We start from the raw sequence: 14449 nt of genomic DNA, 5'->3' as shown, positions 1-14449 counted from the left end.
ACGCAGGTTTCAAGTATGCAGTTGCTTCTAGCTGGTGATTGGAGGGCAAGGCGAAGACTCCTGCGGGAAAAGCGGAACAGGTGAGACCCCGCAGGAGCGTAAGCGACGAGGAGGCTCAGCGTCCGCCCGCGGAAAGCGAAGTCTTGCACGGAAATCACCAGCGGTGTCTCAAGTGTCCATACGAGCTCATGTATCCCATTTATTTGTCTTTAGATTAGATTAATTTAATTATGTCTTGACCTCGTTTTTTTGTATAAACAGACAATATTGAGTGAAGGTTCTTTATGCGGCTGCTTGGATTTATGATATCTAATGACAAGTGAGGTGACTTCTTTTATACTAATGTAGTCACCTTCTTGAACATGGGATTTTTTACATGGATATTGCGATCCATGTAACAATGAGTATGCTTTGGGAAGAAAGAAGAAAACTATTAGTATTATAACAAAAAAAGGAATGTCAGATTATGCCGCAACCATGGAAACGACGAGTAAGGCAGATGTCTTCAGCTCAAATTATTGTTACATTTTACATAGTGGCTGTTACGCTTGGATTTCTATTGCTTAGTATTCCAGAAGCTTTAAAGCCGGGAGTGAAGTTAGCATTTATTGATCGCTTATTTATTGCCGTTAGTGCGGTAAGTGTAACAGGGCTGACACCTGTTTCTACTCCGGATACATTTAGTACGACGGGCTATTTTTTGCTCGCTTTTATCTTTCAAATCGGTGGTATTGGTGTGATGACACTCAGTACATTCATTTGGATGATTTTAGGTAAAAAAATTGGTTTAAAGGAACGTCAGCTCATTATGACAGATCATAACCAATCCCGTTTATCAGGATTAGTTGACTTGATGAGAAATATTTTATTTATTATTTTTGCTATTGAACTAGTTGGTGCCATTATTTTAGGATTACATTTTCTCCGTTACTATTCGAGCTGGACAGATGCGTTTCTGCATGGTTTCTTTGCTTCTGTCAGCGCTACAACAAATGCCGGCTTCGATATTACAGGAACTTCATTTATTCCTTACGCCCACGATTATTTTGTACAAGTGGTAACCGTTATTTTAATTACGCTTGGAGCGATTGGATTCCCTGTATTAATTGAGATTAAGCACTATTTTTTAACGTTTAAAGAGAAGCGTAAATTTCAATTTTCTCTATTTACGAAGCTGACGAGCATTATGTTTTTTCTGCTGTTAGCAGGGGGAACAATTTTAATTCTTGTGCTAGAGCATTCAGGGTTTTTAGCAGATAAGTCTTGGGATGAATCGTTTTTTTATGCGTTTTTCCAATCCGCTGCCACAAGGAGCGGAGGAGTGGCGACCATGAATATTAATGAGTTTTCCCTTCCTACGTTAATTATGATGAGCGCGATGATGTTTATCGGGGCTTCACCGAGCTCAGTAGGGGGAGGAATTCGTACGACGACGTTTGCATTAAATATTCTTTTCCTGTTTTATTACGTAAGAGGAAATAAGACGATTAAAATCTTTCGCCGCGAAATTCATGAAGATGACATTATCAAATCAGTAGCCGTGTCGATGTTAGCCGTGATCATTTGCTCGATTTCTCTTCTTATTTTAAGTGTTACAGAACATTTTTCTCTCATTGAGCTTATTTTTGAAGTGTGTTCAGCTTTTGGGACAACCGGTTTATCAATGGGAATTACAGGAGGCCTTTCTGATATCGGTAAATGCGTTATTATGATTTTAATGTTCATTGGCCGAATTGGCATGTTTTCATTCATTTTAATGCTTCGCCGTCCAACGTCTGGACCGGATTATCACTATCCGAAAGAACGTATTATTATTGGATAAAAGAGGCTGGGACAAAAATATGTTAGTTGGAAGATCCGAACGAGTTTGTTTCTTGATTAAGAATCTAACTCGTTCGGATCTTTTTATTATGATGGTGAACGTAGGTTTCATGTAGCTGCTTCTAGCTGTTGATGGGAGGGCGAGGCTTATCGACCGCCCGCGGAAAGCGAAGCCTTGCACGGAAATCAACAGCGGTGTCACAAGCGGTTCAACGCATTTATCCTAGTTGTTCGTATTTAGAGTAAAGTGATTTTGTTATGTTTCAACCGCTTTTTTACAGCTTTTTCTGCTTATATTGCTTAGCAAAAGGCGCATTCTAAGAAAAGGAAGTTCAATGGACTTCCAAGCATAGGAGGGATAGATGATGGCAAAGCGTAAAGTAGGGTACAAATCAGCACTAACTAACAACAATACACCAAAAGAGAGCCTTTCAGATGCAGAATTTGCTGCTGAATATGCTGGCGGCGAGGAGCCGGCTAAAGGCGCGAATCGCAATTCTAAAAAAGGAAAGCAAGGTAAGTAACGATGAGCAAACATAAACAAAATAATAAGCACATCGCGAGCACCGAAGCAAAACAAAAACAATTACTGCAAGAAGAGTTTGGAACGGAAATGGGTGATCCGAACGCAGCTAAAATATATGAATCCCTTGGAAAGACAAAGTCTGATAAAGAGCATGAAAAGAAAAAAGAATGCTAAAGAAAAAAACCTCGGATATCCGAGGTTTTAGCTTACAACTGGAAGACCAAATGCTTCTACAGGTGCTGAATAAAGTTTTGTATCATTTGCTTTTTGATCATAATAAGCAAGAAGAACAGATGGTTGTTCATTGATTTGTCCTGTTTGTTTATAATACATATAATCAAATGGAAGAATCTCTAAAACAGTGTGCTTGTATAATTCTTTTTCAGCAAGCTGTTCAGCTTCAAAAGCCTGTCCCATGATAGAAGGATTAGCAAGCATTTGCTGATAGTAATGAGAGCGGACTTGTTTTTCTACTTTATCGTCCCACCAAGGCTTACGAGGCTTATGCTTTTGGTTTTGTAAATAATCAATTTTCATAAACCCTTCAATTACTTCTTCATTTGAAAAACTTTCTGTTTGAATATACTGTTTAAGGCGTCTGAATAAATCTTCAAGCTGATGACCGATTCGAACCCAGCCCATTTCATCCCAATACGTCCCAAAGTTTTGGAAAAAATCAAAAGGCGTATCATAGCAGTGTTCTACTAAAAACTCGATCGTTTCATCCATTCGGTGGTCATTCCAAAACTTTTCTAAAATATCTTCTACATGCTTGATGCGTACGACATCTGAAAATGGCAAGACGTTATTGCTTAAAATTTCATAAGGCGACTGATCCATGTATTGATAATTATAGCGAGGCGCACTTAAACGTAAGCCAGTGCCGCGAAGCATTTTTAAAAAGCCTAGCTGAAGCTCTTCAGGACGAAGTGCAAATACATCATTAAACGTATTTTTAAATGAGTTGTAATCTTCGTCTGGCAGTCCGGCGATTAAATCTAAATGCTGGTCGATCTTTCCGCCTTCTTTTACCATTGTTACGGTACGCGTTAATTTTTTGAAGTTTTGTTTGCGTTTGACTAGCTCATTAACGGCATCATTTGTAGATTGAACGCCAATTTCAAAGCGGAATAATCCTTTTGGCGCGTTATCGTTTAAGAACTGAATAACTTCTGGGCGCATAATATCGGCAGTAATTTCAAACTGAAATACGGTACCTTCACGATGTTCATCAATTAAAAATTGGAACATTTCCATGGCGTAGCTGCGGCTGATGTTGAACGTGCGGTCTACGAACTTAATTGTGCGGGCTCCGTTATCCATCAAATAGCGAATATCTTCTTTTACTTTTTCTCGGTCGAAATAACGAACGCCTACTTCAATAGAAGAGAGACAGAACTGACAGCTAAACGGACAGCCGCGGCTTGTTTCAATATACACAACGCGTTTTGAAAGTTCTTGGCGGTCTTCTTCAAAACGGAAAGGAGAAGGCATTTCGCGCAGATCAATTTTATTGCGCTGTGGGTTAACAACTGGTTTTCCTTCTTTTCGGAAAGCCACGCCGCTTACGTTTTCAAACTGACGCTCGCCGTGAAGTTCATCTAACAGCTGCTTGAATGTTTCTTCACCTTCACCAATAGCGATAAAGTCAGCTTCAGGAATACGCTCTAACCAGTGAGTTACATCATAGGTTACTTCTGGTCCACCGAATATAATGATGAGCTCAGGATTGATCTTTTTAAGCATTTGTGCGACTTTAATCGTTTCTTCAATATTCCAAATGTAACAGCTGAAACCAATAATATCTGGGTTGCGTTTATATAAATCCGTGACAATGTTCATAGCAGGATCTTTAATCGTATATTCGGCCATATCCACTTTATAGTCAGGCTCGGCATAGGCTTTTAAACATCGAAGGGCTAAAGAAGTATGAATATACTTCGCATTCAATGTACTGACAACAATGTTCATTCAAAAAGCTCCTTTTAACTCGTAATATGAAATCAATTTACTATTTTAGCACATTTGAGAAATAAAGTATAAATACCTTTGCACTTTTGTTGTGGCGGGGAAAAGATTTCGGTAAAATGTAACAGAAACGTAAAAGAAGAAAGAGTCTCGGTTAATGTGAACCTTGGTGAACGAAAAAAATGAGGTGGAAAACGTGGAATATAAGCGAATTAAGCCAAAAAAAATATACGAAGAAGTAGCCGAAACGCTTCTTGAGAATATAAAAGAAGGCAGCTTGAAGCCTGGAGACCGTTTGGATTCAGTGCAGCAGCTGGCGGAAAACTTTCAGGTAGGACGCTCAGCTATTCGTGAAGCTCTTAGCGCTTTGCGGGCGATGGGGCTTCTGGAGATGAAGCAAGGAGAAGGCACATTTGTACGCGAATTTAACTCAGATATGCTGTCTTTGCCTGTAACTAGCGCTGTATTAATGAATAAAAACGATATTGAGCATTTGCTTGAAGTGAGAAAAGTATTAGAAATTGGAGCTGTTCGAGCGGCAGCTCAAAAGAGAACGGATGCGGACCTTAAACAGCTGTCTAATAGTCTGGAACAAATGAAAGGAGCGTTTGGCAATGAAGAACTGGGAGAGAAAGCAGATTTTGCTTTTCATTTAGCCATTGCCAAAGCCTCACAAAACCCTCTTTTAGTGAAGCTTATGAATAACGTATCAGAAATGATGATTGAAACGATGAAAGAGACAAGACGCATCTGGCTTTATGCAGAAGAGAAAACGGCTGAACGGATTTATAAAGAGCATCAGCAAATTTATGAAGCTATTCTTTCTCAGCATGCAGAAGATGCTCAGCACTTTATGATGAGTCACCTTGATAATGTTGAACATGTACTAATGAAATACATACCGGAAGAAAAATAACGCCATTTCAGGCAGAAAAGTGCGCTCTAAACAACAGAAAAACTAAAATTCAAGCACCTTCCGATAATTTATGCTTGCTCTATTGTGAAAAGATTTACATAATAGAAACTAGGATTGTCAAATGGAGGGTTACAAAGTATGAAAAAGCAATATAGAGATGATAGTCTAGCTTTGCATACAGATCTATACGAGCTGAATATGGCGCATACGTATTTTCAAGACCAGATTCATAAACGTCGTTCTGTATTTGAAGCTTACTTTCGTCGGATGCCGTTTGAAAGCGGTTATGCGGTGTTTGCCGGGCTAGAAAGAGTAATTGATTTTATTGCTAATTTCAGATTTAGCGAAACGGACTTAGATTATTTATATGAAGAATTACATTATGAAGCGGAGTTTATCGACTATCTAAAACAGGTTCGATTTAGCGGTAATATTCGTTCGGTCGTAGAAGGCGAAATGATTTTTGCTAATGAACCGATGCTGCAAATTGACGCTCCTTTAGCAGAAGCGCAGCTTATTGAAACGCCGCTTTTAAATATTTTAAATTTCCATCCGCTGATTGCCACAAAAGCATCGCGTATTCGCTTAGCCGCGGGAGAAGATAATTTATATGAACATACGGGTACAAATCAGCTTATGGAATTTGGTTCAAGAAGAGCACATGAGCTGGATGCTGCTTTTTACGGGGCAAGAGCTGCTTATATTGGAGGCTTTGACGCAACCAGTAATGTAAGAGCGGGAAAAGTGTTTGGAATTCCTGTGTCCGGCACTCACGCCCACGCGCTTGTTCAAGTCTATCGTGATGAATATAGTGCGTTTAAAAAATATGCCGAATCACACCGTAACTGTATCTTTTTAGTAGATACATATAATACGTTAAAATCAGGTATTCCAAATGCTATTAAAGTAGCAAAAGAAATGGGAGAACGAATTAATTTTATCGGTATTCGATTAGACAGCGGAAGACTTCCATATCTTTCTCAAGAGGCAAGAAAAATGCTTGATGAAGCGGGCTATCATGATGTGAAAATTTTCGCTTCGAATGACCTTGATGAGTACAGCATTCTAGATTTGAAAGCGCAAGGTGCCAAAATTGATGGATGGGGAGTTGGAACAAAGCTCATGACGTCCTTTGATCAGCCGGCGCTAGGAGCGGTGTACAAGCTGGTTTCTATTGAAGATGATCATGGAAACATGGTGGATACGATTAAGCTGTCAGAAAATCCAGAGAAAATTTCAACTCCTGGTCTAAAAGAAGTATATCGAATTGTAAATCAAGTGAATCACAAATGGGAAGGCGATTATATTACGATGCAAGACGAAGTGCCGAATGAAGAGGAGCATTTAAAAATGTTTCATCCTATTCATACGCACGTCAGCAAGTTTGTCACGAACTTTAACGCACGTAAAATTCACCAGCCAATCTTTGCACAGGGAAAGCTTGTGTATGAGCAGCCTACCATTGAAGAAATGAGAGCCTACTGCTTACAAAACTTAAAGCATCTATGGGATGACTACAAAGTTATTACAAAATCGAACGAAGATGTATTTCGTCCTACAGAGTATCCAGTAGACTTAAGTACAAACTGCTGGGATAACAAAATGCAAAATATCGAAGAGACTAGAAGCAAGTTACTATCTGATACCGTACTTGTGTAGATTCCGTCAGCTAGTAATGAGAGGAGAGTTTTTTTATGAAAGAGCTACAAAAGCAAATTATTGAAGAAATGCATGTGCAAAAAGAAATTAATCCCGCGGAAGAAATTCGCCGCAGCGTTGATTTTCTGAAATCCTACATGAACAAATATCCTTTTTTACGTTCGTTTGTACTAGGTATTTCCGGCGGCCAAGATTCTACGTTAACTGGAAAGCTGGCGCAGCTAGCGGTTAATGAGTTGAATGAAGAAGCCGAAGAAGAGCGCTATCAGTTTATTGCTGTTCGTCTTCCATACGGTGTGCAGGCAGATGAAGCAGACTGTCAAGATGCACTTGCTTTTATTCAACCAACAAAATCTATTTCTATTAATGTAAAACCAGCAGTAGATGCGATGCTTTCTGCTGTTGAAGAAGCGGCAGATGATAAAGTTTCCGACTTCAACAAAGGAAATGTAAAAGCACGTGAACGAATGATTGCGCAATATACGGTAGCAGGCATGTACAGTGGAGTCGTACTTGGAACGGATCACTCCGCTGAAGCTGTTACAGGATTTTATACAAAATTTGGTGACGGAGGAGCTGACTTAGTGCCTATCTTCCGTCTAAACAAGCGACAAGGGAAACAAATGCTAAAAGAATTAGGCTGTCCCGAGCATCTATATATGAAAAAACCAACGGCTGATTTGGAAGAAGATCGTCCACAGCTTCCGGATGAAGAAGCGCTTGGCGTAACGTATGAGCAAATCGACGATTATTTAGAAGGAAAAGATGTAGGTGAACATGCAAGTAACGTCATTGAAGGTCACTTCTTAAAAACGCAGCATAAACGCCAATTGCCAATCACAGTGTTTGATGATTTTTGGAAATAAATAAGTAAGAAGCTGAGACAAACGTAGTTTAGTTGAAGGAAGATCCGAACGGTTTTGATTCTTGATGGAGAATCAAATTCGTTCGGATTTTTTTAATAATAGGGCAAACGTAGGTTTCACGTGTCTCAATTTCTTATTATTTTGTGGGGAAAATATCAAACAAAGAAATGTATTTTTGAAAAACTAGTGAAATTAGAAAAACATAGGAGTATAATAGCATTAAGTCATCTGATGACCTGTTAACTAAAAGAAGTAAAATGATCAGCTTGGAGGGAGCAAATGATGAAAGTATCTTTATTTGCCACATGTTTGATTGATATGTTTCAAACAAATGTAGGAAAAGCGACGGTAGAATTGTTAGAACGATTAGGATGCGAAGTGGATTTTCCAAAGAGTCAAGTATGCTGCGGGCAGCCTGCGTATAACAGCGGTTACGTAAAAGAATCAAAAGAAGCAATGAAAAATATGATAAAAGCGTTTGAGCATGCAGAGTACGTTGTATCTCCATCAGGCTCGTGTGTGACAATGTTTAAAGAGTATCCTCATCTTTTTAAAGGTGATGCTGCATGGCATGAGTCTGCCGTGAAGCTTGCTGATAAAACGTATGAGCTAACGGATTTTATTGTAAACGTTTTAAAAGTAGAAGACGTGGGAGCCAGCTTAAATGGGAAAGCCACTTATCATTCTTCCTGTCATATGACGCGTTTGCTAAACGTAAAAAAAGAACCTTTTACACTATTAAACAATGTAAAGGGTCTTGAAATGGAGAATCTTGAAAACAGTCATAACTGCTGCGGATTTGGCGGGACGTTTTCGGTTAAGATGGGGCAAATCTCTGAACAAATGGTCGATGAAAAAGTGGGCTGTATAGCTAAAACAAACGCGGAGTACTTAATTGGAGCTGACTGCGGCTGTCTTATGAATATTGGAGGAAGAATTGAACGAAAAGGACAGCCTGTAAAAGTGATGCATATCGCTGAAGTGTTAAATAGCAGAATGTAAAGAAAGGAGAATACCGAATGTCTATGAAAATAGGAAACGATCAGTTTAAAAAACGCGTCGATGACGGAGTCAATAATGCGTTTATGCGCTTTGCGGTTTCAGGTGCTCAAGAGCGCTTAAGAAGCCGTAGATTAGATGCGGCGGAAGAATTAGGGAACTGGGAAGAATGGAGAGCGCTTGGCGAAGAAATTCGTCAGCATACGCTTGAAAATTTAGATTACTATTTAGAGCAGCTCACGGATAATGTAGCTAAACGCGGAGGCCACGTTTTTTTCGCTCAAACAGCTGAAGAAGCGAATGAGTACATAAAAAATGTAGCGAGGCAAAAGCAGGCAAAGAAAGTCGTTAAATCCAAGTCAATGGTTACAGAAGAAATTCATATGAACGCTGCTTTAGAAGAACTGGGCTGTGAAGTTATTGAAACGGATTTAGGAGAATATATCCTGCAAGTAGATGATCACGATCCGCCTTCTCATATCGTAGCTCCTGCACTTCATAAAAATAAAGAACAAATTAGAGATGTATTTCAACAAAAGCTTTCTTATAAAAAAACAGAAAAACCTGAAGAACTAGCTCTTCACGCCCGGGAAATGCTGCGAAAAGAATTTTTATCAGCTGATATTGGCATCACGGGATGTAATTTTGCGATTGCAGAATCTGGGTCTATTTCACTTGTAACCAATGAAGGAAATGCAAGGTTAACAACGGCCCTTCCTAAAACGCAAATTACGGTTATGGGAATGGAACGAATTGTGCCAACGTTTGAAGAGTTTGAAGTGTTGGTAAGCCTGTTAACTAGAAGTGCAGTAGGTCAGCGGCTTACAAGTTACGTAACAGCGCTTACAGGACCTAGACTTCCAGGAGAAGTAGACGGACCGGAAGAATTTCACCTAGTGATTGTAGATAACGGACGATCTGCGATTTTAGGAACTGAGTTTCAATCTGTTTTACAGTGTATTCGCTGTGCGGCATGTGTGAATGTATGTCCCGTGTATCGCCATATTGGAGGGCATTCATATGGATCTATTTATTCAGGTCCGATTGGAGCTGTATTATCCCCTTTGCTTGGAGGCTATGAAGACTACAAAGAGCTTCCATATGCTTCAACTCTATGCGCAGCCTGTACGGATGCCTGTCCGGTCAAAATTCCGCTGCATGAGCTATTACACAAGCACCGTCAGCGAATTGTCGAGAAAGAAGGAAAAGCACCTATTTCGGAAAAGCTGGCGATGAAAGCATTTGGCTTGGGAGCCGCTTCTTCTTCTCTATATACAGTGGGCGCTAAAGTAGCACCGGCAGCTCTTACTCCTTTTATGTCAGGAAGCAGTATTTCCAAAGGGCCTGGTCCATTAAAAGCGTGGACGGAAAGCAGAGAGTTTCCGGCGCCTACAAAAGAGCGCTTACGAGATTGGTTTGATAAAAGGAGTGATGATGATGAACGGAAGCATTCAAAATAGAGACAGTTTTTTAGACAATATTGCAGCTAATCTTAAGCGAAGCAGGCGAACAAGCGGCGTAGTAAAGCCCCAATGGAAGCATGCTCCTCAGCATGAGGTCTACCGCAGCTATTCGCCAGATCAATTAAAGAAAGAGCTTGAAAACCATTGCGAACGTATTCATACTCGCTATGTAGAAACATCATCACAACACTTGCCAGCTGTCCTTGAAGAAGCCGTAGCGAACTATGGAAATGGTCTTGTGAGCACGTGGGATGATCCTAGGTTTTCCGAATATGGATTGAATCTGCTGATGGAGAAATGGGAAACAAGCAGTAGCCTTCATGTATGGAATTCTGCAAAAGGCGATGAGAATATTAAACTAGCTGAACAAGCAAATGTAGGCATCACATTCAGTGATTTGACGCTAGCGGAATCCGGCACAGTTGTTTTGTTCAGCAGCGGTGCAAAAGGACGATCGGTCAGTTTGCTGCCGGCCACTTATATTGCGATCATTCCTCAAAGCTCCATTGTCCCTCGCATGACACAAGCTGCTGAAATGATTCATGAAAAAGTAGAGCGAGGAGAAACGATTGCTTCTTGCATTAACTTTATTACGGGACCGAGCAATTCAGCTGATATTGAAATGAATCTAGTCGTTGGCGTGCATGGACCTATTCAAGCCACTTATATTGTAGTGAATGATCGATAGAGGCTTGGGAAAACGTATTTTAGCCGAAGTGAAAAACGAACCGTGAATCAAACATGTTGATTCACGGTTCGTTTTCTTTGTTATGTTGAGCATAGGTTTCATTTTGTTATGTCCCAGCCTCTTTTATTCATGCTCCTTTTTTAAATAACGGGAGAATGTGAAGAAATGTCGCATTTTGAATAAACGTGACTAATTTTAAAAAGGTAAAAAGCAAATCTTGTAGAATACTAAGTCTATAGATAAAAGGTGGGGAAATGGGAAGTGCAAAAGAAAGGAGCAATGAGCATGTCACCACACAGAGAATTAACATCTGAAGCTGCGCAAAAGCAGCAAGGTGAATTAGAGCAGCTACGAGCTATTTTTAATGACGTATTAGATGCCATTGTCGTATTTGATGAGTATTTTCAAGTTATAAATGCCAATGAATCAGCCTGCGGGCTGTTTGAAAAAACAAAGGATGAGCTATTAACGTATCAAATGAAAGATTTTCTGATGTATTTTCCGTATGACATGATTGAAGCGTACTATCCAGCGCTTTTAGAAGAAAGCTATTTCAAATATGAAGGCGCGATGACGCTTCAAAGCGGCATGATGAAACATGTTGAATTTACTTCACACAAACATAGTCACATGTCGGGCATTATTGTGTGTACATTTCGAGATATTACGCAGCACAAGATGATGGAAAATGAAAGGTTTATTAGTCATCATATGTTTATGGATGTATTTAATGAAGCGGTAGATGGAATTGTTATTTTTGATCGAACTGGTCAGCTTATCGATGCGAACCCTTCATTTTGCGAGCGATTAAATTATACAAGAGCACAGCTTTTAACTAAAACGTTAGAGGAGCTTGTAGAACCTACTTATCATTATAAAGTGAAAAAATTATGGAGAACTCTGCATCAAGAAGGAAAGACAAGCGGCGAGCTGCCGATTAAGCTCGAAAATGGAGACGTTACTTTTTTTGAATTTACCACAACGGCTAATATATACAGTCAATACTATATGTCCATTATGAGAGACGTGACGGAAAAACGGCTGATGGAGCAGCAGCTGTTGAGAAGCGAAAAAAATTTCAGGGCTATTTTTGAAAATGCGATTGAAGCCATTTTGATTTGGAAAGACGATGGGGAAATCTTAAACGCTAATCTTGCTTCGTCCCGTACTTTCGAGCTGCCGTTGAACAAATTGATTGGAAGTAATTTGTATACGTTTATCGATAAGCAAAGCTTTAGTGCATTAAAAATGCTGCAAACATTTCAAAAAGAAGGAGAAATTCGCAATCAGCTTCCTTTTTACATGCCAAATGGAGAAATCAAACAGTTGGAATTCACAGGGAAAAAAGGCATTATAGAAGGAGACCATTTAACCATTTTTCGAAACATTAGTGAACGTACAAAAATCGAACAAGAGCTTCGGAATAACGAAGAGAAATTCAGACAGATTTTTAATGGTTCGATCGATGGGTTAGTTTTATGGGACGGCAAGCGAAATATTATTGATGTGAATTCTTCTCTTTGTGATATTCTCGAACTCAGCAAAGAGGAGATTTGTGCGCATTCCATGGAGGATTTTATTTCTTCAGCGAATTTAGATGCGGTCATTGAGCATAAAGAAACAATTGAGGAAAAAGGGGAAGCTGAAGGAGAGATTACGTACGTTACGGGGAACGAAAAAGTTAAAAACATCGAATTCTCTACGAAAAAAGATATCTTGCCAGGTCTATATATGACGCTTTTAAGAGACGTAACGGAACGAAATCAAATGCAGGAGCAGATTCGGAAATCGGATACGCTTCAAGTAGTCGGACAGTTAGCAGCTGGGATTGCGCATGAAATCCGCAACCCGATGACGGCTTTAAAAGGGTTTGTTCAGCTGCTAGAAAGCAGCATTCAAGAAGATCACTCTCTTTATTTTGATATTATTAAATCCGAATTAAAAAGAATCGAAACCATTATTACAGAGTTTCTAGTACTCGCTAAGCCACAGGCCGTAAAGTTCGAAAAGAAAAATCTAGCTGCGGTTGTTAAAGAAACGATTGATTTATTAAATGCTCAAGCGCTTTTAGAAAATATTCAGTTTGAACTAAGTGTGTCCCCTCAGCTGCCAATGGTATACTGCGAGCCGAACCAAATTAAACAAGTACTAATAAATGTAATTAAAAACGCAATTGAAGTTACGTCAAACGGGGGAAGAATTTTTGTTGAAGTCTATTCTACAGAGCCGCACTACGTGACGGTCTCCATTCGAGATCAAGGAGACGGAATGCCCGAAGAGCGCATCAAGCGCTTAGGGGAACCATTTTATACGACAAAAGAAAAAGGAACGGGGCTTGGTTTGATGGTCTCATATAAAATTATCGAAGAACATAAAGGGCGAATTGAAGTGGAAAGCAAAATAGGAGAAGGAACGGCTTTCCGTGTTATTCTTCCAGCCTAAACAGAAAGGATAAGCGAGTATGTACTATGGAGAAATGAACTTATTTTCTGATTTGAAAATTTATATTGTAGCCTCGGAAAAAGGGGTTCAACATATTTGGTTTGATAGCGATGATCACAACGAGCAGCTTAAAAAACTTGTCCATGACGAGAATTATCACCTTGTGAAAGAAGCGAAGCGGCAGCTTCAGGATTATGCTGAAGGGCGCACGCTAACATTTGATGTGCCTTTGGATATAAAAGGAACAGACTTTCAAAAAGAAGTGTGGTTAACGCTTAAAGGTATACCTTATGGACAAACGTGGTCTTATAGTGATGTAGCGGAGTCTGTTAATCGCTCTAAAGCCGTAAGGGCTGTGGGACAAGCGAATCGTCGAAATCCACTGCCTATTATTTTACCTTGTCACCGTGTTATTGGTAAAAATGGAGCTTTAACAGGTTATGCAGGTTCCCAAACTCATATAAAAGAAAAACTATTAATGCTTGAAAGAAATGTAGCAAAAGGCGCTCTGGAGTTAAAATAACTATTCACCGTCTAATTTCCAGCCTTCTCCCTGCACAAAAACACCGTCAATTTGCTGAGGAGAAGGGAGGGAATTTAGTTCTTCATCTTTGGATAAATCGAATAGCTGATATTGCTGCTTGCGATTTAACGCTTTGTTTTTATCCGTTTTTTGCTCTGCACTCATTTTTACTCCTCCTTATTCAAAAAGAATCCCCTATAATATATGTAGAAAAAGCAGAGAGTACTGTTACAATTGTGTTACAAATGCAGCCAAAAAGCGCTGTTTAATAAAAAAGGTTGAGACATAACAAAATCAATGTCATCTAAAGATGAACAACTCGTATAGATGAACTGAACCGCTTGTGACACCGCAGTTGATTTCCGTGCAAGACTTCGCTTTCCGCGGGCGGCCGCTGAGCCTCCTCGTCGCTTGCGCTCCTGCGGGGTCTCACCCCTTCCGTTTTTCCCGCAGGAGTCTTCACCTTGCCCTCCAATCAACTGCTAGAAGGAACGAAACAGATAAAACGATATTTACCATCACAAAAAAACGAACCACTAATCAACATGTTGATTAGTGGTTCGTTTTGCAGTGGGGCT

Annotated in this window: 15 protein-coding genes; 12 read left to right on the top strand and 3 right to left on the bottom strand. The window is 39.7% G+C overall.

Annotation, left to right across the window (positions count from 1 at the left end):
• Window positions 1–34: 34 nt before the first annotated feature.
• The 4 genes from ACRPLQ_RS13185 to ACRPLQ_RS13170 all read left to right on the top strand — a co-directional run bounded on the left by ACRPLQ_RS13185 (window position 35) and on the right by ACRPLQ_RS13170 (window position 2521).
• Window positions 35–223, top strand: coding sequence for a hypothetical protein (locus ACRPLQ_RS13185; protein ID WP_081732889.1), 189 nt, complete (start codon window positions 35–37; stop codon window positions 221–223).
• A 243-nt stretch (window positions 224–466) separates the two neighbouring features.
• A complete protein-coding gene (locus ACRPLQ_RS13180; protein WP_165635658.1) occupies window positions 467–1822 on the top strand; it encodes a TrkH family potassium uptake protein in 1356 nt (451 codons plus the stop codon).
• A gap of 364 nt (window positions 1823–2186) precedes the next feature.
• Entirely contained in the window at window positions 2187–2345 is a 159-nt protein-coding gene (locus ACRPLQ_RS13175; protein WP_025749458.1) for a hypothetical protein, read from the top strand.
• Between the two features lie 2 nt (window positions 2346–2347).
• Window positions 2348–2521, top strand: coding sequence for a hypothetical protein (locus tag ACRPLQ_RS13170; RefSeq protein WP_014461091.1), 174 nt, complete (start codon window positions 2348–2350; stop codon window positions 2519–2521).
• A gap of 27 nt (window positions 2522–2548) precedes the next feature.
• Here ACRPLQ_RS13170 and ACRPLQ_RS13165 read toward each other — a convergent pair whose 3' ends face one another.
• Window positions 2549–4318: a B12-binding domain-containing radical SAM protein gene (locus ACRPLQ_RS13165; RefSeq protein WP_028414181.1), complete on the bottom strand. Its 1770-nt coding sequence runs from the start codon at window positions 4316–4318 to the stop codon at window positions 2549–2551.
• 193 nt (window positions 4319–4511) lie between these two features.
• On the opposite strand from ACRPLQ_RS13165, the gene ACRPLQ_RS13160 reads away from it, so the two are divergent.
• From ACRPLQ_RS13160 to ACRPLQ_RS13125, 8 genes are all read left to right on the top strand, one after another.
• Window positions 4512–5231 (top strand): FadR/GntR family transcriptional regulator, encoded by a 720-nt coding sequence (locus ACRPLQ_RS13160; protein ID WP_028414180.1) that lies wholly within the window; start codon window positions 4512–4514, stop codon window positions 5229–5231.
• Between the two features lie 138 nt (window positions 5232–5369).
• The gene (locus ACRPLQ_RS13155; protein ID WP_047751413.1) at window positions 5370–6890 is read left to right on the top strand and encodes a nicotinate phosphoribosyltransferase; all 1521 of its coding nucleotides are present in this window, start codon (window positions 5370–5372) and stop codon (window positions 6888–6890) included.
• A 35-nt stretch (window positions 6891–6925) separates the two neighbouring features.
• Window positions 6926–7756 carry an ammonia-dependent NAD(+) synthetase gene (nadE, locus tag ACRPLQ_RS13150; protein ID WP_028414178.1) on the top strand — a complete coding sequence of 277 codons (831 nt, stop codon included), beginning with the start codon at window positions 6926–6928 and terminating at the stop codon, window positions 7754–7756.
• Window positions 7757–8038: 282 nt separating this feature from the next.
• Window positions 8039–8758, top strand: coding sequence for a (Fe-S)-binding protein (locus tag ACRPLQ_RS13145; protein WP_028414177.1), 720 nt, complete (start codon window positions 8039–8041; stop codon window positions 8756–8758).
• 17 nt (window positions 8759–8775) lie between these two features.
• Window positions 8776–10215 (top strand): LutB/LldF family L-lactate oxidation iron-sulfur protein, encoded by a 1440-nt coding sequence (locus ACRPLQ_RS13140; protein ID WP_014461085.1) that lies wholly within the window; start codon window positions 8776–8778, stop codon window positions 10213–10215.
• Entirely contained in the window at window positions 10193–10906 is a 714-nt protein-coding gene (locus tag ACRPLQ_RS13135) for a LutC/YkgG family protein (RefSeq protein WP_098112664.1), read from the top strand. The genes ACRPLQ_RS13140 and ACRPLQ_RS13135 overlap by 23 nt, the downstream gene beginning before the upstream one ends.
• A 261-nt stretch (window positions 10907–11167) precedes the next feature.
• Window positions 11168–13348 carry a PAS domain S-box protein gene (locus ACRPLQ_RS13130; RefSeq protein ID WP_432236042.1) on the top strand — a complete coding sequence of 727 codons (2181 nt, stop codon included), beginning with the start codon at window positions 11168–11170 and terminating at the stop codon, window positions 13346–13348.
• 19 nt (window positions 13349–13367) lie between these two features.
• Window positions 13368–13871 carry a methylated-DNA--[protein]-cysteine S-methyltransferase gene (locus ACRPLQ_RS13125; protein WP_028414173.1) on the top strand — a complete coding sequence of 168 codons (504 nt, stop codon included), beginning with the start codon at window positions 13368–13370 and terminating at the stop codon, window positions 13869–13871.
• Here the strand turns inward: ACRPLQ_RS13125 and ACRPLQ_RS13120 are convergent, their stop codons facing one another.
• Complete coding sequence (locus ACRPLQ_RS13120; RefSeq protein ID WP_014461081.1) at window positions 13872–14036, bottom strand: hypothetical protein; 165 nt, start codon at window positions 14034–14036, stop codon at window positions 13872–13874.
• 74 nt (window positions 14037–14110) lie between these two features.
• Complete coding sequence (locus tag ACRPLQ_RS13115) at window positions 14111–14350, bottom strand: hypothetical protein (protein ID WP_154991552.1); 240 nt, start codon at window positions 14348–14350, stop codon at window positions 14111–14113.
• Window positions 14351–14449 lie beyond the last annotated feature (99 nt).

This window comes from Priestia sp. TRN 1309, assembly GCF_050846875.1.
Lineage (GTDB): Bacteria > Bacillota > Bacilli > Bacillales > Bacillaceae_H > Priestia > Priestia zanthoxyli.
This window is presented reverse-complemented; position numbering and strand designations above follow the sequence as displayed.

Excerpts from the sequence above, each read along its gene's own strand:
- ACRPLQ_RS13155 (WP_047751413.1), top strand. The coding sequence starts at position 5,370 with ATGAAAAAGCAATATAGAGATGATAGTCTAGCTTTGCATACAGATCTA.
- ACRPLQ_RS13140 (WP_014461085.1), top strand. The coding sequence starts at position 8,776 with ATGTCTATGAAAATAGGAAACGATCAGTTTAAAAAACGCGTCGATGAC.
- ACRPLQ_RS13170 (WP_014461091.1), top strand. The coding sequence starts at position 2,348 with ATGAGCAAACATAAACAAAATAATAAGCACATCGCGAGCACCGAAGCA.
- ACRPLQ_RS13135 (WP_098112664.1), top strand. The coding sequence starts at position 10,193 with ATGAACGGAAGCATTCAAAATAGAGACAGTTTTTTAGACAATATTGCA.
- ACRPLQ_RS13165 (WP_028414181.1), bottom strand. The coding sequence starts at position 4,318 with ATGAACATTGTTGTCAGTACATTGAATGCGAAGTATATTCATACTTCT.
- ACRPLQ_RS13145 (WP_028414177.1), top strand. The coding sequence starts at position 8,039 with ATGAAAGTATCTTTATTTGCCACATGTTTGATTGATATGTTTCAAACA.
- nadE (WP_028414178.1), top strand. The coding sequence starts at position 6,926 with ATGAAAGAGCTACAAAAGCAAATTATTGAAGAAATGCATGTGCAAAAA.
- ACRPLQ_RS13120 (WP_014461081.1), bottom strand. The coding sequence starts at position 14,036 with ATGAGTGCAGAGCAAAAAACGGATAAAAACAAAGCGTTAAATCGCAAG.
- ACRPLQ_RS13180 (WP_165635658.1), top strand. The coding sequence starts at position 467 with ATGCCGCAACCATGGAAACGACGAGTAAGGCAGATGTCTTCAGCTCAA.
- ACRPLQ_RS13125 (WP_028414173.1), top strand. The coding sequence starts at position 13,368 with ATGTACTATGGAGAAATGAACTTATTTTCTGATTTGAAAATTTATATT.
- ACRPLQ_RS13175 (WP_025749458.1), top strand. The coding sequence starts at position 2,187 with ATGGCAAAGCGTAAAGTAGGGTACAAATCAGCACTAACTAACAACAAT.